This is a genomic window from Burkholderia ubonensis subsp. mesacidophila (genome assembly GCF_002097715.1).
GTDB lineage: Bacteria > Pseudomonadota > Gammaproteobacteria > Burkholderiales > Burkholderiaceae > Burkholderia > Burkholderia mesacidophila.
The window spans coordinates 450,561-474,145 of sequence record NZ_CP020739.1 but is presented as its reverse complement, the minus strand read 5'-3'; the positions used below and the strand labels follow the sequence as shown (position 1 = coordinate 474,145).

The 23,585-nt window shown below is 64.2% G+C and carries 14 protein-coding genes and 1 pseudogene; 12 read left to right on the top strand and 3 right to left on the bottom strand.

Annotated elements, in window-relative coordinates; all coding sequences use genetic code 11:
- The first annotated feature begins 27 nt into the window (after nt 1–27).
- Both B7P44_RS34345 and uvrA read left to right on the top strand, forming a co-directional pair.
- Nucleotides 28–825 carry an SDR family oxidoreductase gene (locus B7P44_RS34345; RefSeq protein ID WP_084910467.1) on the top strand — a complete coding sequence of 266 codons (798 nt, stop codon included), beginning with the start codon at nt 28–30 and terminating at the stop codon, nt 823–825.
- Between the two features lie 492 nt (nt 826–1,317).
- A complete protein-coding gene (uvrA, locus tag B7P44_RS34340; protein ID WP_084910466.1) occupies nt 1,318–7,203 on the top strand; it encodes an excinuclease ABC subunit UvrA in 5,886 nt (1,961 codons plus the stop codon).
- A gap of 19 nt (nt 7,204–7,222) precedes the next feature.
- Here uvrA and B7P44_RS34335 read toward each other — a convergent pair whose 3' ends face one another.
- Nucleotides 7,223–8,626 (bottom strand): GGDEF domain-containing protein, encoded by a 1,404-nt coding sequence (locus tag B7P44_RS34335; protein ID WP_084910465.1) that lies wholly within the window; start codon nt 8,624–8,626, stop codon nt 7,223–7,225.
- Between the two features lie 329 nt (nt 8,627–8,955).
- On the opposite strand from B7P44_RS34335, the gene B7P44_RS34330 reads away from it, so the two are divergent.
- From B7P44_RS34330 to B7P44_RS34295, 8 genes are read left to right on the top strand one after another with little or no spacing between them, the layout of a single operon-like run.
- Nucleotides 8,956–9,990, top strand: coding sequence for an acyl-CoA desaturase (locus B7P44_RS34330; RefSeq protein WP_084910464.1), 1,035 nt, complete (start codon nt 8,956–8,958; stop codon nt 9,988–9,990).
- A gap of 25 nt (nt 9,991–10,015) precedes the next feature.
- Nucleotides 10,016–10,300 (top strand): acyl carrier protein, encoded by a 285-nt coding sequence (locus tag B7P44_RS34325; RefSeq protein WP_084910463.1) that lies wholly within the window; start codon nt 10,016–10,018, stop codon nt 10,298–10,300.
- A gap of 12 nt (nt 10,301–10,312) precedes the next feature.
- Complete coding sequence (locus B7P44_RS34320; RefSeq protein WP_084910462.1) at nt 10,313–11,248, top strand: class I SAM-dependent methyltransferase; 936 nt, start codon at nt 10,313–10,315, stop codon at nt 11,246–11,248.
- Complete coding sequence (locus tag B7P44_RS34315; RefSeq protein ID WP_084910461.1) at nt 11,245–12,270, top strand: acyl-CoA desaturase; 1,026 nt, start codon at nt 11,245–11,247, stop codon at nt 12,268–12,270. The genes B7P44_RS34320 and B7P44_RS34315 overlap by 4 nt, the downstream gene beginning before the upstream one ends.
- A gap of 38 nt (nt 12,271–12,308) precedes the next feature.
- Entirely contained in the window at nt 12,309–13,295 is a 987-nt protein-coding gene (locus B7P44_RS34310) for an amidohydrolase family protein (protein ID WP_084910713.1), read from the top strand.
- Nucleotides 13,292–15,109, top strand: a complete 1,818-nt coding sequence (locus B7P44_RS34305; protein ID WP_084910460.1) for a fatty acyl-AMP ligase — start codon at nt 13,292–13,294, stop codon at nt 15,107–15,109. The genes B7P44_RS34310 and B7P44_RS34305 overlap by 4 nt, the downstream gene beginning before the upstream one ends.
- A gap of 13 nt (nt 15,110–15,122) precedes the next feature.
- Nucleotides 15,123–15,542 (top strand): PaaI family thioesterase, encoded by a 420-nt coding sequence (locus tag B7P44_RS34300; protein ID WP_084910459.1) that lies wholly within the window; start codon nt 15,123–15,125, stop codon nt 15,540–15,542.
- 6 nt (nt 15,543–15,548) lie between these two features.
- A complete protein-coding gene (locus tag B7P44_RS34295) occupies nt 15,549–16,520 on the top strand; it encodes an alpha/beta fold hydrolase (RefSeq protein ID WP_084910458.1) in 972 nt (323 codons plus the stop codon).
- 35 nt (nt 16,521–16,555) lie between these two features.
- Here the strand turns inward: B7P44_RS34295 and B7P44_RS34290 are convergent, their stop codons facing one another.
- Nucleotides 16,556–17,773: a hypothetical protein gene (locus tag B7P44_RS34290; protein ID WP_133118003.1), complete on the bottom strand. Its 1,218-nt coding sequence runs from the start codon at nt 17,771–17,773 to the stop codon at nt 16,556–16,558.
- 1,001 nt (nt 17,774–18,774) lie between these two features.
- On the opposite strand from B7P44_RS34290, the gene B7P44_RS34285 reads away from it, so the two are divergent.
- Nucleotides 18,775–20,196, top strand: coding sequence for a S53 family peptidase (locus tag B7P44_RS34285; RefSeq protein ID WP_157721140.1), 1,422 nt, complete (start codon nt 18,775–18,777; stop codon nt 20,194–20,196).
- A gap of 365 nt (nt 20,197–20,561) precedes the next feature.
- Nucleotides 20,562–22,043, top strand: a pseudogene (locus B7P44_RS34280) (ISNCY family transposase); the annotation flags it as partial.
- A gap of 312 nt (nt 22,044–22,355) precedes the next feature.
- On the opposite strand, the gene B7P44_RS34275 reads toward B7P44_RS34280, so the two are convergent.
- Nucleotides 22,356–23,369 (bottom strand): IS110 family RNA-guided transposase, encoded by a 1,014-nt coding sequence (locus B7P44_RS34275; protein WP_084908730.1) that lies wholly within the window; start codon nt 23,367–23,369, stop codon nt 22,356–22,358.
- Nucleotides 23,370–23,585: the final 216 nt, after the last annotated feature.

Here is a 23,585-nt window from a genome sequence, read left to right as displayed (position 1 = left end):
CGTCGAGGTCTAACATCGAGGGTCAACATGAACTTCAAGGGCGAGTCGATCTGGATTACGGGCGCGTCGTCGGGAATCGGTGCGGCGTTGGCGCGGACGTTTGCCGAACGTGGCGCCAATCTGGTGCTCTCCGCGCGAAGCGAAGACAAACTGCACAGGGTCGCAGCCGATTGCCGGGACCTGGGCGCACGCGTGCAGGTCTGCACGATCGACCTGACGCAACCCCAGTCGATTGCGCCTGCCGCGCAGGCGGCATGGCAGGCGTTCGACGGGATCGGCATCCTGATCCAGTGCGCGGGCGTCAGTCAACGCGCGATGGCGCGCGACACCGTGGACGAGGTCGATCGGGCCATCATGGAGCTCAATTATTTCGGCACGGTCGCGCTCACGCGGGCCGTGCTTCCGAGGATGCTGGCGCGCAGGAAGGGCCATCTCGTGATCCTGAGCAGCATTGCCGGGAAAGTCGGCTCGCCGCTGCGGTCGAGCTATTCCGCATCGAAGCATGCATTGCATGGCTACTTCGATTGTCTGCGCGCCGAGGCGTTTCGCGACGGCATCGACGTGACGATGGTGTGTCCCGGCTATATCGACACGGAAATCACCCGGCGTGCGTTCGTCGGCAATGGCGAGCGTTACGGCAAGGTCGATGACATGCTGGCGCACGGGATGCCGGTCGAGGCATGCGCGCGCCGGATCGTCAGAGGCATCGCGAAGCGATCGCCCGAGCTGGTCGTCAGCCAAGGCAAGGAAAAGTATGCGGTGCTTTTGAGGCGCTTTTTCCCGAGGCTGCTGTTCAGGATCGTGCGGAATCACGTGCCGTCCTGAGCGCATGTGGCGCACGGCTGAATGCCGGAGGAATTCGAGCCGACCGATGGGCCAGGTTCCGGCTCAGGGTTTCAATGAACTCAAGGCGCGCGTCTGCCAGGGCCGCCTGATCGGGGTAGTCGCGCCTCTCGTGCACATTCTCGTGCCGGGGTCCGGAAATGTCCTCCTGATAAAAGGCTCGCAAGTTCGAGTTTCGACACGCTGTCGCCGCGCTTCGGAGCCTTACGGGATAAGGGGTTGCGGCAACTGACCGCCAGGATTTGCCCGAAAGGCTCGAATATGCCCCCAAGATAGCGGTGAATGCGCAGCACCGCCCAAGACGGCCCCGTAACAGCCACGGATGGAGGGCTGTACGAATATACAGTATAGTACTCGTCCGAAACCGGCCCGCACTCGTGCCCGCACCACGGCACGAGCGCCGCCCCCGCGAGCGCCCCCCCAGCCTTCCGGCTGCCGCGCCCCCTGGCCAACCCACTCAGACGGGCAGACAAATTGTCATCCAGCAATCTGATCCGCATTCGCGGAGCACGTCAGCACAATCTCAAGCACATCGATCTCGACCTGCGCACCGGCGAAATGACGGTCGTCACCGGCCCGTCGGGCTCCGGCAAATCGAGTCTCGTGTTCGACACCCTGTACGCGGAAGGCCAGCGGCGCTACGTCGAGACGTTCAGCGCGTACGCGCGGCAGTTTCTCGACCGGATGGACCGGCCGCAGGTGGATCGCGTCGACGGCGTGCCGCCCGCGATCGCGATCGACCAGACCAATCCGGTCCGCAGTTCGCGCTCGACCGTCGGCACGATGACCGAGCTCAACGACCACCTGAAGCTCCTGTACGCACGCGCGGCCGAACTGTTCGACCGCAAGACCGCGCAGCCGGTGCGACACGACACGCCGGAGACGATCTACACGGACCTCTCCGCGCGCACGGCGGATCACGATCCGCGGCTCGTGGTCACGTTTCCGGTCGAACTGCCGGAAACCGTGACGGATGAGGAAGTCGAGCAGTGGCTGTCGGCGAGCGGCTATACGCGGGTGCAGGCGCGGCGCGAAGTCGCGTCGCCCACCGGTACGCGCAAGGTGCTCGACGTGGTGGCCGACCGCTTCCGTCTGCATCAGGTCGACAAGGTTCGCGCGGTCGAGGCGATCGAAGCGTCGTTGAAGCGCGGCGGCGGGCGGGTGAACGTCTACGTGCTCGCGCAAGAGGACGCAGCAGCGGAGCCTCAGGTATGGCGCTTCTCCACCGGGCTCCACCACCCGGAAAGCGACCTGCGCTACGCGGATCCGCAGGCGGCGCTGTTCTCGTTCAACTCGGCGTACGGCGCGTGCGAAACCTGCCGCGGCTTCGGCCGCGTGATCGGCGTCGATCTCGGCCTCGTGATCCCCGACGAGCGCAAGACGCTGCGCGGCGGCGCGATCAAGCCGATGCAGACGCCCGCCTGGAAGGAATGCCAGGACGACCTGATGCGCTATGCGGCGAAGGCGAACATCCGGCGCGATACGCCGTGGAGCGAGCTGACGTCCGATGAGCGGGACTGGGTCATCAACGGCTCGCCGGACTGGGACGGCAAGTGGCAGCGCCAGTGGTACGGCGTGAAGCGCTTCTTCGGCTACCTCGAATCGAAAGCGTACAAGATGCATATCCGCGTGCTGCTGTCGAAATACCGCAGCTACACGCCATGCGAGGTGTGCGGCGGCGCGCGCCTGAAGACGGAGTCGCTGCTGTGGCGGCTCGGCACGAAGGCGAACGCCGACGCGGCGCTCGCGCCGGCCGGCCGCTTCCTGCCGCGCGGCGTCGACTGGACCCGCGCGCAGCTCGAAGCGCTGCCGGGCCTGACGGTGCACGACCTGATGCTGCTGCCGATCGCGCGCATCCGCCGCTTCTTCGACGACATCAGCCTGCCGAGCGCGCTGCTCGACGATGCGCTGAAGCTGCTGCTCGCGGAAGTGCGCACGCGGCTGAAGTATCTGTGCGACGTGGGATTGGGCTACCTGACGCTCGACCGGCAGAGCCGCACGCTGTCGGGCGGCGAGGTGCAGCGGATCAACCTGACGACGGCGCTCGGCACGTCGCTCACGAAGACGCTGTTCGTGCTCGACGAGCCGAGCATCGGGCTGCATCCGCGCGACCTGAACCGGATCGTCGAGGCGATGCAGCGGCTGCGCGATGCGGGCAATACGCTGGTCGTCGTCGAGCACGATCCGTCGGTGATGCTCGCGGCCGACCGGCTGATCGACATGGGTCCCGGCCCGGGCGAGCGCGGCGGCACGATCGTCTACGACGGCACGCCCGGCGCGATCCGTTCGGCCGATACGCTGACGGGCGAGTATCTCGGCGGCCGCAAGCACGTCGCGCACGCGTCGCACTGGTCGCGCCGCCCGGTGGACGCGCACACGCCGCGCATCGTGCTCGAGGGCGCGAGCGAACACAACCTGCGCGACGTCACGGTCGAGATTCCGCTGGAACGCCTCGTCTGCGTGACCGGCGTATCCGGTTCCGGCAAATCGACGCTGCTGCAGGACGTGCTCTATCCGGCGATGGCGCGGCACCTGGGCAAGGCGACCGAGTCGCCGGGCGCGTACCGCCGTCTCACGGGCGCGGAGCAGGTGACCGACGTCGTGTTCGTCGATCAATCGCCGATCGGCAAGACCACGCGCTCGAACCCGGCAAGCTATGTCGGCGCGTTCGACGAGATCCGCAAGCTGTTCGCAAAGGCGCCGCTCGCACTGCAGCGCGGCTACGGCGCGGGCACCTTCAGCTTCAACTCGGGCGACGGCCGCTGCCCGACGTGCGGCGGCTCCGGCTTCGAGCACATCGAGATGCAGTTCCTGAGCGACGTCTATCTGCGCTGCCCGGACTGCGACGGCCAGCGCTACCGGGGCGAGGTGCTCGAAGTGCGGATCGAGCGCGATGGCCGCGCGCTCAGCGTGGCCGACGTGCTCGACCTGACCGTCAGCGAAGCCGCGGCGTTCTTCGCGGCCGACGCCGAGGTGCTGCGCGTGCTGCAGCCGATCGTCGACGTCGGGCTCGAATACGTGAAGCTCGGCCAGCCGGTGCCGACGCTGTCGGGCGGCGAAGCACAGCGCCTGAAGCTGGCGGGCTTTCTCGCGGAGTCGGCGAAGGCCGCCAGCGGGCGCCGCGTCGTCACGCGAGAGGCGCGCGTCGCGCGTCTTTTCATGTTCGACGAGCCGACCACGGGGCTGCACTTCGACGACATCGCGAAGCTGATGCAGGCGTTCGGCAAGCTGCTGGCAAGCGGCCATTCGCTGATCGTGATCGAGCACAATCTCGACGTGATCCGCGCGGCCGACTGGCTGATCGATCTCGGTCCGGAAGGCGGCGACGGCGGCGGCCTCGTGCTGTGCGCGGGCACGCCCGACGATGTGAAAGCCTGCGCCGAATCGCATACCGGCGCGGCGCTGCTGCACTACGACCGCGCAATGGGCGTCGAAGCCGAGCCTGCAGACGAAGGCGTGCCGTTGCAGGCCGCGCTGAATGCGGCGCGCGCGCGGCGGGAAGTCGAAGGCGAGGACGTCGTGCGGATCGTCAACGCGCGCGAGCACAACCTGAAGGCGCTCGACGTCGACATTCCGCACGGCAAGTTCAACGTGGTGACCGGCGTGTCCGGTTCCGGCAAGTCGACGCTCGCGTTCGACATCCTGTTTCACGAAGGCCAGCGCCGCTACCTCGAATCGCTGAACGCATACGCGCGCTCGATCGTGCAGCCGGCGGGGCGCCCGGAAGTCGACGCGGTGTACGGCATTCCGCCGACCGTCGCGATCGAGCAGCGGCTGTCGCGCGGCGGCCGCAAGAGCACGGTCGCGACGACGTCCGAAGTCTGGCACTTCCTGCGGCTGCTGTATGTGAAGCTCGGCCTGCAGCATTGCATCCACGACGGCACGCCGGTGACGTCGCAAACCGTCGAATCGATCGCCGCGCAGTTGCTGCGCGATCACCGCGGCGAGCACGTCGGGCTGCTCGCACCGCTCGTCGTCAACCGCAAGGGCGTGTACACGGATCTCGCGAAGTGGGCGAAGGCGCGCGGCAATACGCATCTGCGCGTCGACGGCGAATTCGTGACGGTGGACCCGTGGCCGAAGCTCGATCGCTTCCGCGAGCATACGATCGAGCTGCCGGTGGCCGATCTCGTCGTGTCGCCGGACAACGAGGCCGAGTTGCGGCAGCGTCTCGACGAGACGCTCGAGCTCGGCAAGGGCGTGATGCATCTGCTCGCGCCGCTCGACGGCCTGCATCACGCGATGACCAACGATCATTCGACCGCGCGGATCGGCGAGGTCAAGGTGCTGTCGGTCAAGCGTGCGTGCCCGGTGTGCGGCACGAGCTACCCGGAGCTGGACCCGCGGATGTTCTCGTACAACAGCAAGCACGGCTGGTGCACGACCTGCGTGGGGACCGGCGTCACGCTCACGCGCGAGCAGCGCGCGGCCTACGACGACACGGTGCTCGCCGAAGACGGGCGAGGGCGCGAGCAGACGCTGCCTTCCGACGAGCAGGAACCGGAGGGCGTCAGCGACGAGCCGTGTCCGGATTGCGGTGGGACGCGTCTGAACCCGTCGGCGCGCGCGGTGACCTTTGAAGGCCATCCGATCGTCGATGTCGCGCAATGGACGGTGTCGGATACGCGGCGCTGGATCGACGGCCTGCAGCTCGCCGGGCGGGACGCGCAGATCGCGCGCGACATCGTCAGCGAAATCGGCAGCCGTCTCGCGTTTCTCGAGGAAGTCGGGCTCGGCTACCTGAGCCTCGATCGCGCGGCGCCGAGCCTGTCTGGCGGCGAAGCCCAACGCATCCGGCTCGCGGCGCAACTGGGCAGCAACCTGCAGGGCGTGTGCTACGTGCTCGACGAGCCGACGATCGGCCTGCATCCGCGCGACAACCAGATCCTGCTGAACGCGCTGCGCAAACTCGGCGACAAGGGCAATACGCTCGTCGTCGTCGAGCATGACGAAGACACGATTCGCCGCGCCGATCACATCATCGACGTCGGCCCGGGCGCCGGCAAGCGCGGCGGCACGCTGGTCGCGCAGGGCGGGGTCGCGGACCTGTCCGCGCAGTCCGACTCGTTGACGGGGCGCTTCCTCGCGCAACCGATCGTGCATCCGCTGCAGCCGCGCCGCAGCGTGAACCTGCCGGGCGCGAAGCACGAGCCGGCGGTGCCGCAGACCTGGCTGACGGTGCATGGCGGCAAGCTGCACAACCTGCGCGACGTCACGGTCGGCATTCCGCTTGGGCGGCTCGTCGCGGTGACGGGCGTGAGCGGCTCGGGCAAGTCGACGCTCGCGCGCGACGTGCTGATGACGAACCTGCTCGATGCGGTGGGCCGCTCGGTGCTGTCGTCGCCGGCGACGCGACGCGCGCGCAAGGCCGCGCAGCAAGAGGCGCCGCAGGCGGCGAATCGCCGCGCGAGCGTGCTGGCGCGCAGCGCGCCGAGGCCGTCGCTCGACGTCACGCATGCGTGGCAGGGCTGCGAGTCGATCAGCGGCTGGGAGCATATCGATCGCGTGCTCGAAGTCGATCAGACACCGATCGGCAAGACGCCGCGTTCCTGCCCGGCGACCTATATCGGCGTGTGGGACGCCATTCGCAAGCTGTTCGCGGACACGCTGGAGGCGCGCGCCCGCGGCTACACGGCGTCGCGTTTCTCGTTCAACACCGGCGAAGGGCGTTGCCCGGCCTGCGAAGGGCAGGGCGTGCGCACGATCGGCATGAGCTTCCTGCCCGACGTGAAGGTGCCGTGCGACGTGTGCCACGGGCAGCGCTTCAATCCGGAGACGCTCGCGGTCACGTGGCGCGGCAGGAACATCGGGGACGTGCTGACGATGGAGATCGACGAAGCGGTGGAGTTTTTCGCGGCGATCTCGAACATCGCGCATCCGCTGCAGCTGATGAAGGACGTCGGCCTCGGTTACCTGACGCTCGGCCAGCCGTCGCCGACCTTGTCCGGCGGCGAGGCGCAGCGCATCAAGCTCGTCACCGAGCTCAGCAAGGTGCGCGACGACGTTACACGGCGCGGCCAGAAAGCGCCGCATACGCTGTACGTGCTCGACGAGCCGACCGTGGGCTTGCACATGGCGGACGTCGCGAAGCTGATCCATGTGCTGCACCGGCTCGTGGATGCGGGGCACAGCGTCGTCGTGATCGAGCACGACCTCGATGTGATCGCGGAAGCGGACTGGATCATCGACCTCGGCCCGGAGGGAGGCGTGGGCGGCGGCGCGATCGTGGCGGCGGCGCATCCGGAAGGGCTCGTGCAGGTGAGCGCGAGCCATACGGGGCGCGCGCTCGAACCCGTGCTGGCGCGAAGCGGGGCCGACCGGGGCGAACCGGTGCGAAGCGGAGGGGCCGGCGTGGCGTGAACGGGGGGCCTGCCACGGACTACGCCGCAACCACCCGGTTGCGGCCTTGGTCCTTTGCGCGGTACAGGCGTTCGTCGACCTTGCGCAGAATCGCGTCGACCGTCTCCCCGTCGCGGCCGAACTCGGAGACGCCGACGCTCACGGTGACCTCGATCGGCTTGCCGATGCCCGCCTCGAACGGCGTGCCGGCGATCGCCTCGCGGATGCGCTCGCCGATCGACCGGGCGGTATCCAGCCCGGCCTGCGGCAGCAGCACCATGAACTCCTCTCCGCCAACCCGCGCGACGCCGTCGTACGGCCGGATCGCATCGAGGCATTTCTTGACGAAGCGCTGCAACACCTCGTCGCCGGCCTGATGCCCGTAGCTGTCGTTGATCGTCTTGAAGTGGTCGAGATCGAGCGACAGCAACGAGAACGGTGCGCCATTGCGTTTCGCCCGGGCGATTTCGGTTTCCACGCAGTCGAGGAAATGCCGCCGGTTGGCCGCGCCCGTCAGCGGGTCCGTTGCAGCCATATGCTCGAGCTTCTCGTTGGTCCGCTGCAACTCCTGCAGGGCTCTCTCCGTCCGCGCCATCGCTTCTCTCAGGCGCGCAAACAGCTCTTCCTGGCTATAGATTTTCGAGAATGAACGCGTCGTGTGAAACGCCTGCACGACACCGAAGCTGAGCAGGAAGAACCCGGCTGCAAAAATCGCGTGCGCCAGCCACCACATATGATTCCACGGCCGCCCGAGGATGAACGCGAGCGAGGACAGCGCGAATGACGTCACCGAAATGCCGTAGATCGTCATGAGCGGCGAATGGATGCGGCGCAGGACCAGCGCGGTGACGTTCACGGCGAAGAACACGAGCGCTCCGCCTTCCATCGAAAGGCGCACCCACGGGCGGCCGGCCACCGGCGAGTAGGCGACGCCGGCAACCGCGACGTCGATCAGCACGAACAGCGCGATCCACGCCGTCCAGATGCGGCGATCGGTGCGGGTTGCTTCGCTGTCGGCCGTACGGCTGTAGGCGAGCTGCCCGACAAGGACCAGGATCGACATCGCCAGGCGGGAGGCCGGCCCATACAGCAGGAACAGCCAGATATTGTGATGCGCCATGCCGGTAAAGGCGCCGTGCAATGCATAGATGAGGGAAAAGCCCAGAAAGCCCAGCGTGAGCCAACGCAACAGCGGCTCGCCCGACAGGCGATAGCAACGCCAGCATACATAGGTGACGAATCCGCCTTCGAGCGTAGCGGCGGCGATCGCCAGCTCGTGAAAGGCGTGATTCTCGAATTTCAGCGAAGGATCCTGGAAGTAGTACAGGTAGGCAATCAGATACAGCGGCACCAGCGCGAAGCCGACCAGCAGAAGCCTGGCGTAGCCCCTGGTAATCAATTGGACCGGCTCGGATGTCTCATTGGCGGCAACACGGATGGTCATGTTTTGCCCCAGTTCAGTCAGGTGGTTCCAGTATAGGCAAAGGGACGCATCCTGGCTGACCTTCATGCCGACCGAATAACTCACGTCACCCGAAAATCAATTCGATCGTTTAACGAAATGAAATGACGCCGACCGGGAAACGAAAAATTTCCTGGAATCGGTTTCCATCGGCATCCATCCATTTTCGTATTCAAATCGCGGATTTATATCGAAAATTTGTTTCGGGATACCAAATGCATCAGCGTTGACGATAGGAAAATTCATTTTGAGTTTCGAATTCCGTCCGTGGAATATGTGCCGGACAATTTACTTTTACTGAGAGACACCTCATGCGTTCCGGCCAGCCTCCGTCTTCGAGCGAAGGTGCGAGCCAGCCCGAGGGTGTGATCGGAAGCGCAATTCCCGACTCTTTTTCTTCCGGTTCGCATGGCTCGGCTCGCCCGACAAGAATCTCGCCCCGGTCAACCGTCCGGCTCGATCGCCGTATTGCCGCCGTCGTCACGCTGCTTCCCGCGTTGGGCACGGTCGCCGCGATCGCGTTATCGATCGGCGGCTACGTGCCGGGCGCCGTCGAACTGATCGTGTTCGCAGTCTTCTATTTCGCCACCGCACTGGGGCTCGAAGTCGGCTTTCATCGCCACGTGACGCACAAGGCGTTCAAGGCGAAGCCGTGGGTGCGGGCCGTGCTGATCGCGCTCGGTTCGATGGGCGCGCACGGCCCGGTCAACTGGTGGGCGTCGACGCATCGGCGCCATCATTCGACGAGCGACGGCGACGGCGATCCCCATTCGCCGCACTTGTCGGGCGAAGGTGTCGGCGGCCGGCTCAAGGGCCTGTATCACAGTCACATGGGATGGCTGTTCGTCGGCGAGTCGACGCGGCCGGCGGGATGGGAAAAATACGTGCCCGACCTCTACCAGGACCCGCTCGTCTTCAAGCAGCATATGGCGTATTACCGCTGGGTCTGGATCGGGCTCGTCCTGCCGCCGCTGATCTGCGGGCTCGCGTCGCGTTCGTGGATGGGCGTGCTGCTCGGCTTCCTGTGGGGCGACATGGTGCGGATCTTCGCGGTCAGCCATTGCATCTGGGCGCTGAACTCGCTGTGTCACGTGATCGGCCGGCGCGATTTCCACACCACCGCGCACGACCGGAGCCGCAACAGCCTGTTGCTCGCGATCCCGACGTTCGGGCAGGGCTGGCACAACAACCATCACGCGTTTCCCGGGTCTGCTTTCACCGGGCTGCATTGGTGGCAGATCGATCCGGGCGGGCTGTTCGTCCGCGTGCTGGAACGCCTGCACCTCGTCTACGACGTGCATCGCCCCACCGCGGAACTGATCGAAAAGAAGCGCATCGCACCTTGACCAACTCTCTACGGGAGCCGAGCGAATGAAGAGTGCCACCTCGAACGCAGTGGAACACGACGCAAAAAGCCGCGAGGACATCCGCGACTGGATGACCGGCTATCTGGCGGCCAGGCTGCGCATCGACAGCGGGTCGGTCGACGCGAACAAGCAGTTCATCGACTACGGCCTCGATTCGGCCGACGCGATGAAGATGGTCGGCGATCTCGAGGATTATGTCGGCTTCGAGCTGTCCCCGAGCTTGCCCTATCAATATCCGACGATCGACGCACTCGCGCAGGCGCTTGCCGATCTGTGGGCCGGGCGATAGGGAGACCGAACGATGACCGTCCAGATCCAGATCCAGGATGCCGGCGCGCCGGCGCGCGGCGTGCCGTACGGGGCATCCGCCGACGCGATCCAGTATCACTACGACATCGGCAACGCGTTCCTCGCGCTCGCGCAGGAACGCGGCCGCAACTACTCGTGTGCGATGTACGAGCCGGGCGATACGCACGAACAGGCGCAGATCCGCAAGCTCGACTATCACATCGCGCAGATCCGGGCGCGCGACGCGGCGCGCGTGCTCGACATCGGCTGCGGCTGGGGCGCGCTGCTCGACCGGCTCGTCACGGTCGCCGGCGTGAAGGAGGCCGTGGGGCTCACGCTGTCGAACGAACAGCTCGGCTACGTCGGCGAGCAATACCGGCACCCGGGCATCGAAGTGCTGCTGCGGAACTGGCAGGACTATGAGCCCGAACAGCCGTTCGACGGCATCATCTCGCTCGGCGCGTTCGAGCACTTCGCGAAGATCGACGAAGACAAGGTCGAAGCCTATCGCCATTTCTTCAGGAAGTGCCATGCGTTCCTGAAGCCGGGCGGCAGGATGTCGCTGCAGACGATGGGGTACGGCGACGTTCCGCGCGACGCACGACACACCGATCTCTTCATCGCGCGCGAAGTCTTTCCGGAATCGGATCTGCCGTACCTCGCGGATATCGTTCGCGCGTCCGAAATGCTGTTCGAAGTGGAGCTCGTCCGCAACGATCGCCACGACTATGTGAAGACGATGCGCGCGTGGTTCGAGAACCTGCGCGCGCATCGCCGCGAGGCGCTCGAACTTGCGCCGCTCGACGTGGTCGAGCGCTACGAGCGGTTGTATCGGACGATGAGCTATTCGTTCGATCTCGGCGCGTTCGTGCTGTATCGGATCACGTTCCGGCGGATCGAGCCGAACCGGATCCAGGCAGGTTCGCAGTATCGGGCGGCCGCCGTATGAAGGACGCGGCCGCCGACAGCGCCGACCGTGCGCAGACGCCGGACCACGCGGCATCGCCGGCCGGTTCGACGACCCCGGCCATGCCCGGCGAACACGCGGCCGGGCATCTGTCCCGCGCATCGTCGGCGCGCCATCTGGGCGTCGCGTCGATACCGGCGGTGGGCACCGTCGCCGCACTCGCGCTGTGGGGCGGATTCGGCCTGGCTCCGCGCGCGCAGGACATCGCGATGCTCGTGATCTTCTACGTGCTCAACATCCTCGGCATGGAGCTTGCGCTGCATCGCTACTTCGCGCATCGCACGTTCAAGGCCGCGCCGTCGATGAAGGTCGCGCTCGCGATTCTCGGCTCGCTCGCCTACATGGGACCGCTGATGTGGTGGGTGGCGATTCACCGGCTGCATCATGCGAACGCCGACGGCCCCGGCGATCCGCATACGCCGCAGACGGGCGGACACGGCTTCGCCGGTCGCGCGAAAGGGATCCTGCACGGCCATGTCGGCTGGCTGTTCGATCCGTCGTCCGCGCGCCCCAAGGGCTGGAATCGATACGCGAGCGACATGTACCGCGATCCGACGCTGTTGCGCATTCATCTCGCTTACGACGTCTGGCTGCTGCTGGGCCTGCTGCTGCCGGCCGCGATCGGCGGGCTGCTCGCCCTGTCGTGGCAGGGCGCGCTGCTGGGCCTCCTGTGGGGCGGCAGCGTGCGGATCTTCCTCGCGACGAACGCGATCTGGGCGGTCAATTCCGTCGGCCATTCGCTCGGCGGCCGCCGGCCGTTTCCCGGCCGCGACCAGAGCCGCAACGCGTGGTGGCTCGCGATCCTGACGCTCGGGGCCGGCTGGCACAACAACCACCACGCCTTTCCGCAGTACGCGAGCACGCGCTTCCAGCGATGGCAGATCGACGTGACCGGCTCGCTGATCGCGCTGCTCGAGCGGCTGGGGCTGGTGTGGGACGTTCAGCATCCCGATCGGGACGCGATCCGCCAACGGCTCGCGGACGCGCATCATCGCGATGCATGACGCGCATTCCCTGCGACGGCAATCAACCGGACCTTGCGATGACGACGCCCAAGATCTTCGATGCGCGCGTGCATGTGCTGCCCGACGTCGTGTCGAAACTCGTCTGGAAGAGCTACGAGCGCGATGCATGGAAGATTCGCCATGAACTGCTCGCCGAGCAATCGATCGCCTTCCTGAAAGCGCGCGGCGTCGCGCGCGCCGCCGGCATCTGCTATGCGGGGCAGCCGGGCATTGCGCCATTCCTCAACGACTTCGTCGCGCAACTGGCGTCGCGCCATCCGGCGTTCCTGGTGCCGTTCGGCACCGTGCATCCGCTCGACCGCGATTGCGCGCGCGAAACGGTCCGTCTCCTGGACGAATTGAACTTCGCCGGCCTCAAGATTCATTGCCATTTGCTGCAGATGGCGCCGGATGACGACGCGCTCGCGCCGATTTTCGAAGTGGTCGCCGATCGGGGCAAGGTGCTGAACCTGCATTCGGGCGCCGTCGCGAAAAACAACACGCAGCTGGACGGAATCCGCCGCCTCTGCAATGTCGAGCGTTTCCGGCGTGCGATGCGGCATACGCCGCATCTGAAGGTCATCGTTCCGCACATCGGCTATGACGAAGTTCAGGAATACGTCGACCTGCTCGACGAATTTCCGAACCTGCACTTCGATACCGCGATGGCGATAGGCGGCCATCGTGTCGCGACGGGCGAGGTCGTGCCCGATGTGCGGCCGTTGCGGGAGACGCGCTATCCGCGCGGCGCGCATCCGCATCTGCCCGCGCCGTGGAAGCCCGCGCTCGAACAGCTGGTGCCGCAGATATGCGATCGTCCCGGCCGCTTTCTGTACGGCAGCGACTTTCCGCTGATCCCGTATGAATGGGATTTTGAAATCGAGCAGCTCAAGCGTTACCTGCCCGAGGGCGTGCTTCACAAGGTGCTGTGGGAAAACGCTCGTGCGCTGTTCGACGGCGACGCGCCCGCCGGTGCGTCAGGCAAGTCGCTCGCGGCCGAGCCGACCACGGAGCCGACGCCATGACCCATGTCGACCGCTCGACATCCAATGGCGCACCGTCCGTCGACACGTTCGCAGACTTCGTCGAGCTGACGCGATATCGTGCCGCGCATCAGCCCGATCTGCGGGTCTACACGTTCGTGACGGGCGGCGATCGCGCGGAGCAGCATCTCGATTGTGCCGAGCTGGACAGGCGCGCGGGCGTCGTCGCGGCGGCGCTGGAACAGGTCGCTCGCCCCGGGGATCGCGTGCTGCTGCTGTTTCCGCCCGGGATCGACTACATCGTCGCGCTGTTCGGCTGCATGTATGCGGGCGTCGTCGCGGTGCCCGCCTATCCGGTCGAGCCCGCGCAGGCGGAACGCACGTTGCGGCGGCTGATCGGCATCGTCGAGAATTGCGCACCGGCCGCGATCCTGTCGACCACGGCCGTGCGCCGCGACGCCGGTTGCATCGAAGCCGGCTCGTCCACGCTCGGCAGCCTGCGCTGGGTCACGGTCGACACGCTGGGCGATGCCGTCGAGCGCTACGTCCCGCGGCCGGTGGATCACGGGACGCCCGTCTACCTGCAATACACGTCCGGCTCGACCGGCGCGCCGAAGGGCGTGATGATCAGCCATCGGAACCTGCTGCACAACTCCGCGCTGATCGCGAGCCGCTTCGAGCATGACGCCGACAGCCAGGGCGTGATCTGGCTGCCGCCGTATCACGACATGGGCCTGATCGGCGGCATCCTTCAGCCGCTTTACGTGGGTTTCCCGGTGGCGCTGATGTCGCACGTCGATTTCCTCAAGCATCCGCTGCGCTGGCTGCGCATGATCGGCGAGCGACGCGCGACGACGAGCGGCGGTCCGAACTTCGCGTACCAGATGCTCGCAACGATGCGCATCGCCGATGCCGATCTGGACAAGCTCGAACTCGGCTCGTGGGACGTCGCGTTCGTCGGCGCCGAACCGATCCGGCGCGGCACGCTGCACGCGTTCGCTCAGCGCTTCGCGCGCTGCGGCTTCGATGCGCGGGCGTTCTATCCGTGCTACGGCCTGGCGGAGCATACGCTGTTCATGACGGGCGGACTGAAATCGCAGCCCCTCGTCATCCCGGTCGCGGCGCACGATGCGGAGCCGGCGCACGAACCGGAAGCACAGCGCGTGGGCGCGACGATCGGCTGCGGCGACGCAGCCGGCGACAGCCTGACGCTGATCGTCGATCCCGACACCCGCGTTCCGTGCGGCGACGGGCAGGTCGGCGAAATCTGGGCGCAAGGGCCGAGCGTCGCGCTCGGCTACTGGAACAATCGCGCGCTGAGCGAGCAGACCTTCGAAGCCGAGCTGCCCGGCTACGACGGACGGTTCCTGCGCACCGGCGATTACGGCTATCGGTCGGGCTCCGACCTTTTCGTCACGGGACGACTGAAGGACATGATGCTGATTCGCGGCGCCAATCATTACCCGCACGACGTCGAAGAGACGATCGAGCCGCTCGACGCCGAACTGTTCCGCCCCGGCGGATGCGCGGTGTTCGCGCTCGAGGCCGACGCCACGCCGCAGGTGATCGTCGTGCGCGAGCTGCGGGCGCGCTACCTGAAGGCGTTCAGCGACGGCGAGCATGCCAGCGGTCATGCGCCCGACGCGCTGTTCGGCAGGCTGCGTCATGCAATCAATCTGCACCACGGCATCGCGGTGCACAACATCGTCTTCACGTTGCCGTCGGCGATACCGAAGACGACCAGCGGAAAGGTCCAGCGGCACGCCTGTCGCGAACTGTTTCTCAGCGACACGTTGCCGGTGATCACGCAGTGGCGCGCGCAGCTCGATGCGCCGAACGAAACCCGGAACAACTGACGAGGAACGCAGCATGCAAGAAAAACTGGACGCGGACTACTTCAACCGATTCGGCGCCGACTATCTGCCGGGCCTGCTCGGCATCGTCGTCAACCAGGTCGAGCAACACCACGTGCTCGCCGAGCTGACGATTCGCGAAGCCGTGCTCGCGCACGGCATCCTCCATGCGGGCACGATCGTCAGCATCGCCGATACCGCATGCGGCTACGGGTGTCTCGCGAGCTTGCCGGAAGGCGCGTCCAGCTTCAGCACGCTCGAGCTGAAGAGCAACTTCATGGGGTCGGCCCGCGCCGGCGTGATCGTCTGCGACGCGCGCGCGATCCATAGCGGCCGCATGACGCAGGTCTGGGACGCGACCGTCCGGCATCGCGAAACGGACAAGCTGCTCGCGACGTTCCGTTGCACGCAGATGATCCTCTGGCCGACGAAGTAGACCGCGATGAGCGCCCCCCATCTGAAGGACACGCCGCATGCGAGCGCTCGCGAACGACGGGCCGAAATCGACCTGACCTGGCTCGACCCGCTGCGGCTCGGCATGCGCGCGGCGCGGCTCAAGCGCGACTGGGCCGCGCGATCGAGGCCTGGGGTCCGCTTCTGCGAGCTGCCCGATGCGAGCATTCGCGTGCGCGTCGCGGGCGAGCGGTCCGGCGAGCGGCCGACGATCGTGCTGGTATGCGATCCGCCAAGCGTGATCGAACACTACGACCCGCTGATTGCGTTGCTCGCGCCGTCCGCGCGCGTCGTATGCTTCGAGCCGCCCGGGTTCGGATTCTCGGTGCCGAAGCGCGGTTTCAGGTTCTCGTTCGACGATTACCGCTCGGCGATCGAGCGGATGCTGATCGAGTTGGACGAAGGACCGTATCTGCTCGCGTTCTCGTGCGTGTGGGCGCACATCGCATTGCAGATCGCCGCGCGAGAACCCGAGCGGATCGCGAAACTGATGCTGTGGCAGAGCCCCGCGTGGAGCGAACAGGTCCGCTGGGCGCGCCACGTCGACGCCCGCAACCTTCTTGCGACGCCGCTGGTCGGGCAGCTTGCCTGCGCGTTCGGCGCGCGGAAAATCGGGATCGCGTGGTTCCGGCGGGCGATGGCGAAAGACCGCTATCGCGAGTTCACGCCGTCGCTGGAAACCGCGTTCAAGCAGGGCGCGTTCTGCTGCTTCGGCTCGCTCTGGCAGCATTTCTACGACCGCGCACCGCCGGCGGTCACGGTCAGGCAGCCGACGCTCGTCACATGGGGCGCCGCCGACCGCACGCATCGGCACAGCGACAAGCTGTCGATCGCACGCCAGGTGCCGCACGCCGTCTGGCATGCGTTCTTCGAGCATGCGGGGCATTCGCCGGAACTCGAGGATAGTCCGGCGTTTTCGGAAGTGCTGCTGGACTGGTGGGGGGCGAAGGGCGCGGGGTGATTGTGCTCGACTGCGCGTTCCCGCGCCAATTCGGGTCATTCGCTGCGTCTTCCCCCGATCATGTAATTGATGAGCGTGTCAATCTTGCTGAAGAAGGTTTCGGCACCGTAGCCCGCTGCGAAAGCAATGGCTGCTGCGGATAAACTGAGACCCAAACCCATGCTTACATGCGTGACGACGGACGAGGGGTCGAAGAACAATCCAACTGAAACGCCTGCTATCAGCCCCAAAGGCAGACGCACCAATGCGAGGATTCTGTCCCGCGGAGCCAGCACACCTTCCTTGATCTTTTCGTAAATCCCCCGAGCTGAGGCTGCGAACGAACCGATCACGGCAAAAAGAATCGGGAGGATGTAGCTTGAGAAGGTCGAAAGGACGATGGCGACGGAGCGCGCATTCTCTTGTGCATTCGCTACAGGGGGTATCTCGAACATAAAGCTGAGCAGCCGAAATGCCCAGCTTTCGCCGTACACTGAAACGCCCCTGATTGCTTCATCATAACGTGCCGCATTGTATGAATACTCGTTGCACAATTCTATGATTTGATAGGTTTGGTTGTTGAGGTCTGGCAATTCGCAATGCTCTTTGATCAGTTTTAATGGCGGCTTTGTATCGCCGATCGGCGCACCTTGCTTTGCGAGTGTCGAGTAGAGATCGTCTATTGACTTCATATTTGCTGTCCGATCCTGTTCGAAGCGCGATATTACCTGGGCGCCGAAAGCAACGATCGAAAGCAAAATTGCCGCAATCACCGTAATTAAGGTTACCCACAAGCTCATTTGATCTTTGAGGCGGCGAAAGCGCCGGGCGTGGGCGACTGCCCCTGGAAAGGCATCTTTCGCCACTCCTATCCTGGAATAGCGCGTCCCGCCAGGATCCGTCAGGAATGGCCCCGGCAGGATTTTCTCGTCCTCTACAAACATGTAGGTATAAGCGATGGTTATGCCGCTTGCCGGGTAGGCCAGACGATTCAATGAATTCTTTGTTTCAAACAGGAATGCAACATCATCTTCCTGATATTCTCCCGCTCGATTGGCGCGTCCCCATACCTCTTTAATTATTTCGTGGGTTGTCTTGCCGGTTACCGTTCCGTTCGAGGGTATGGTGAAATCCTTATCTGCTCTGCCGGCAAGATAATCGAGGAGCAGCAAGATCTCCTTGAACTCACAATCAAATAGCTCGTTCAACTCGCCTTTCGTCTCAACCTCGTTTTTGTCACGCACATTATTCATTTCGGCATTCCCCGTCGCCACGTGGATTCGTATTCCACGACTCAAGTGACACGAATCTGTACCCCACGATCCTTGCCACTAAGACATGGCATCTCGCACATCTGCGAGGAAGGGTTCATCGAGTTGGAGCGATGATGTCAGTTCGCGATGTTATTAATCGGCACATCGCGTTCATTGTTCTGCAAAAGTTGCGCGATTACGACGAAGTCTAGTTGTTGAGATTGATCGATGAGGTCAGCACTTTCCCGAATATGTTCTGTTTGATTTACGCTGTTTTTTTGAACATGCCGTGGCTTATGGAAATCCCTGTATTTCTATCTAATTTAATTAACAAACGTCGTCGCCGTTACCATTTTTCACGAAATTGCGCTGCAGTATCACTGCCAGGCCGTCGAGCCTGGTCAAACGCCTTTCTCTTTCATAACCGACACATTACGTTTCCTCGTTCGTCTTGAACTGGCAGGGCAGACGCACTAAGCTTTCTTCACACTTCGCCTCGTGCACATCGGTACTTGGCGCACCCCATCGAACCGGAAGCGTATATGTGAAAATGAAAACGCAAAGGTTGATCGTTGACCGCATCCCATCGAATATCCGACGCAAACAAAAAATCAGACAAATAAACGATGCGGCAAATTCAAGGCCTTTAGAGTTTTCAATATCCATTTTCACTGGTGAATGCATGCCGAAATCGCTGCACTTCAGGCACACCGGCAATCCGCGTGATTGATTGTTCGCTTCGGGTTTGAGTCGGACCGGTCGAAACCGGAGATGAGCGTATTCAACTTTGTGAGGTCATGATGGCATCGTCGTCGGCATATCGCCTGATAAAGGGCAGCGAGCATCCTCACCCTGCGGGGCATACGAAACTGAGGCCAACGGATAGTGCCCAGGAGCTAACCGTCACCCTGCTTCTTCGACGAAGGCAGGGCGGCGCCGAGCCGGCAGCGGGCACGGGTGATGGTGGCGGGGCGGCACGTCCAACCCGGGACGCGTTCGCCATCCGGCATGGGGCCGACCCGATGGAGCTCGACGCGGTCAAAGCCTTTGCCGCCAGCGAGGGACTCAGTGTCGAGGAAGCGGATGCAGCGCGGCGGTCCGTGATCGTGCGCGGAACGGTCGCGGCAATGAACAGGGCCTTCAGCGTTCAACTCAACGACTATCAATATCAACGAGGTGAATATCGCGGTCACGATGGCCCTGTGGGCCTGCCGGCGACGATCGCCGACTACGTGGAGGCGGTCGTGGGCCTGACAAACCGCAAGGTCCACGCGAAGCATTTCTCGACTGCGTCGGCCGCACTTAAGCGGGCGAGCATGGATCCTCCCAACACCCGGCCTTTGACGCCCGCTCAGGTCGCCACGCTTTACAATTTCCCGCCGGGCGATGGGGCAGGGCAGACCATCGGTCTGTACGAAATGGAGACATCCGAAGGCCCGGCAGGCTATGCGACCTCGGACATCACGGCAACCTTGAAGGCGCTGGACGGTCCTCCCGTTCTTCATATCGTCGACGTCGCGGTTGATGGCACGCAAAACTCCGGACAGTCCGACGGTGAGACCGGCCTCGACATTACCGTGGCGGGTGCGATCGCGCCGAAGGCCACGATCGCGGTCTACTTCGCCGGGGCGCAGCCCCAGAACATGATTCATGCGTTGCAGATGATGATTCATCCCACGGCTGGGGAGCCGACGCCGAGTATCGTGTCCATCAGCTATGGATGGGGGCCCGACGACCTCGGCGAGCCGAGCTTTTCGGACAGCGAGTGGCAGCAGTTCACCATGCTGTTCGAGGACGCCGGCACGAACAAGATCACCGTGCTCGTGTCGTCGGGCGACAGCGGAGCCCGCATCGCAAGCCCGACCCAGGCGCAAACCAGCTATCCCGCAAGCGATCCGTCGGTGTCCGCCTGCGGTGGCACGACCATCGGCAATGTGAACGGCGCCTCCTTTGAAGAATGGGTCTGGAACGACGTCGGTGCGGCCGGACCGGGGGCGACGGGAGGCGGGGTGAGTGCGCGATTTCCGATTCCGGCCTTTCAGTCCGATGTTGCGCTTCCCAAGCGAGTGGGTACAGGGCAGGCTGGCCGGGGTGTGCCCGATATCGCAGGGAACGCAAGCGAAAACAGCGGCTACCTGCAAGTGATTAACGGTGGGCCGCCGCAACCGGTCGGTGGTACGAGCGCGGTCGCACCGCTCTATGCGGGCCTTATCGCGCGGATCAACGCGAACAACGGCTTTCCGGCAGGAAGTCTCAACGCCATCCTTTACAGTCTCCCGGCCTCGACGTTTCGTGTCGTGGGCGGCGCACCCGGCCCGGTGAACAACAACTTCGGCGAGGTGAAAGGCTACCCGGTGGCACCGGGCTGGGACGCCTGTACGGGGCTGGGGAGTGTCGATGGCCAGGCCCTGCAGACCGCGCTGGCCGCGCGAGGTGGTCACTAGCCTTCGCTACGCTGCCGACATGGGCATGAGATCGGTACGCAGCAGCTTTGACGGCTTGATGGCGGCGGATCAGTGAGGAAGCAGGCTTGGGTGAAATGCATGATGTGGCGCCGGGGACGGCGCTACGTCATGCTTGTCGGCATCGCTGTCATGGACTTGATCCATGGCGGCGAGACTGGAGATGGACGCAGCGCCCGCCTATTGCGACGTGCTTGGGTTTATTTGACTTGACATAATATCGACTAGCGAAGTTTTGGTTGTCACGGCTTTTTAGTAATGTCCGATTTGGGCTCGTTAGATGGAATGGTCGCCTCCTGCCTTGGTTGAAGTGCACGCTTTCGTGAGGCATCGACCAGGGGCGAACCATGAACGGACGTGAGTTGATCACGGCAAGCATGCGCGAACTCGAGCGGGTCAAGGTCATCGAGGCGGTTGTTGAAGGCCGCCTGCGGTGTTTTCAGGCGGCTGAGCGACTGGAGCTCAGTGAACGGCAGATCAGCCGGTTGTGCCGGCGCTATGAGGCCGCGGGTCCAGCCGGACTGGTTTCAGCCAAGCGCGGGCGGCCGAGCAATCGGGAACTGTCCGTCGATCTGCGCGCACGTGCGATTGCGCTGATTCGGGAGCGCTACGCTGATTTCGGGCCGACGCTAGCCTGCGAGAAGCTCTGGGAATGTCACGGCATCCGACTTGGCAAGGAAACGGTCCGACGCTGGATGTATGACGCGGGCTTGTGGATTCCGCGTCGGCAGCGGCCGCCGAAGGTCTACCAGCCGCGGGCGCGGCGTGCGTGCCTGGGCGAGCTGATCCAGATCGACGGCAGCGAGCATCGGTGGTTCGAGGAGCGGGCTTCGCCATGCACGTTGCTGGTGTACGTCGACGACGCCACGAGCCGGTTGATGATGCTGCACTTTACGGCGACGGAATCGACGTTCAGCTATTTCGAGGCGACGCGCGCGTATCTGGAGCGGTACGGCAAGCCGGTAGCGTTGTACAGCGACAAGTACAGCGTGTTTCGCAGTGTCAAGGCGCATGAGACCGGCAGCAGCGTGACGCACTTCGGCCGGGCGATGTACGAGCTGAACATCGACACGTTCTGCGCGAACAGCAGCCCGGCCAAGGGGCGGGTCGAGCGCGCGCATCTGACCTTGCAGGACCGGCTGGTCAAGGAGCTGAGATTACGCGGGATCAGCACGGTGGCCGACGCCAACGCGTATGCGCCCTCCTTCATGGCGGCCTATAACGCCCGGTTCGCGAAGCCGCCGCGTAGCGACTTCGACGCACACCGGCCACTGCGGGACGACGAGGACCTGGATCAGTTGCTGACCTGGCGCGAGACGCGTCGCGTCTCGAAGTCGCTGACGGTGCTGTACGACCGGGTGCTCTATCTGCTGGACGACACGCCGGCCAACCGCACGCTGATTCACCGGTATATCGACGTGTGGGAGTATCCGGACGGGCGCATCGAGATCCGGGCCGACGGTGCAGTGCTGTCCTGTCGGCAGTACGACAAGCTGGCGGAGGTCGATCAAGGTGCGGTCGTCGAGCACAAGCGTCTGAGTCACGCGCTGCAAGTGGCTGAAGCGATCCAGGCGCAGCGCGACAACCGACGTGCTTCCGGATCGCCGTCACGCGCGAATCAAGGCATCGCGGTGCGCAAGCCTGAACGTCGGGCGGGTACGAAGAAACCACGCGAGTTCACGCAGGCCGATCTGGATGGCGTGATCGTGGAATTGGCTCAACACCGGCAAACCACAAAGCCACCCCGCAAACCTGGCCGTCGGTCTGCGAAGGACCGTGACTCAGACGTCAGCGCCCTGCCCGTTCAGACGCCGTCCTGCGACAGTGCGCAACGAACAAACCGGAGCAAATCAGACAGCCAAACCAACCGTAAAACCGGACATTTCTTATATGGTCGCCTCCCATTTGCAAGGCGATTTTGGTCGAGGCGAGAAGGGTGGTTGCGGACTTATATCCGGACTCGATCGCAGGACATGCCTGCCGGCCCCGATGGATTTCGCCGCAAGGTTCCTAATCTAACTAGCGGACTCGAAGTCCGAGAAATGTCTCAGGCTTATCCTTGCGCGGTCCAACCTGTCCTGCCATCGCTCAATATCACCAGTGCAACCGTGGAATGAGTTTGACGCTCGTTGAACGGGGCTTCAGCTCGGCAGCGATGTCGCGGGCTGGTAGGTTCGACCGTAAGCGAGTAATGCCCAGATCGTTCGAGCCATCTTGTTGGCCAACGCAACCGCCACCACGTTGGTGGGACGCCGTGCCTGCAGATCGCGCATGTGCGCCGGCAGATGCTTCGAACTCGAGATCACGGCTCGGGCGCCGTGAATCAGCAGCGTGCGCAGATAGACGTCACCGCGTTTGCTGATGCCGCCAAGCCGGACCTTGCCGCCCGAACTGTTCTGTCTCGGCACGAGACCAAGGTAAGCCGCAAACTCCCGTCCAGACCGGAAGGTTTTCGCTTGACCGATAACCGACACGGCTGCAGTTGCCGTCAATGGGCCCACGCCCGGGATTTCCGAGATCCGCCGGCATGCTTCGTCACCGTGTCGCCATTCGATGATGCGCTGCTCGATACGTTGAACCTGGTCGTCGAGCAGATGAAGCCGAGACAGTTGATCCCGGAGGCTATCGATCAGCATCGCGGGCAATTGATCGGTCAGCGTTGCGATCGCCGCTTGGGCGGCTTGGATCGATGGGCGTCGACCTTGTGGCAAGACGACGCCGAATTCATAGAGCAGTCCGCGCAGTTGGTTGACCTGCATGACGCGAATCCGGACCAGTTGCTGGCGCATTCGGTGCAGCGCCAACATCGCCTGTTGATCCGCCGATTTGACCGCCACGAAGCGCATACCCGGTCGCTGGGACGCTTCCCAGATCGCGGCCGCGTCCGCGACGTCGTTCTTGTTCGACTTGACGAACGGACGCACGAACTGCGCCGCAATGAGTCGGACTTCGTGCCCAAGCGCCGTCAGTTGCCGGGCCCAGTGATGCGCGCTGCCGCAGGCTTCCATGACGATTCGGGCCGCTGGCCGGTTGGCGAAGAACGGCAGCATCTGGACGCGCTTGAGCACCTTGCTATGAATCGCGCCGTCCGTATCGACAAAGTGGATCTGGAAAACGCGCTTGGCCAGGTCGATGGCAATCGTCGTGGGCTCCATTGAAACTCTCCTTAACGGAAGAACGGACAAGGCACTGTCGCACATCCGTACCCGAACCCAGACGCATCGTTAGGTGCCGGAACGGCCGATGTGGCGGGAGGCGACCATTCCATCTAAATAGCCGGAAAGCGGACATTTGAGAATGGCTTTGACATTGGTGGGGTCTGATTGATATTGGACGGTTGCAGTCAACGTCACGAACGCTGACGTCCGCGT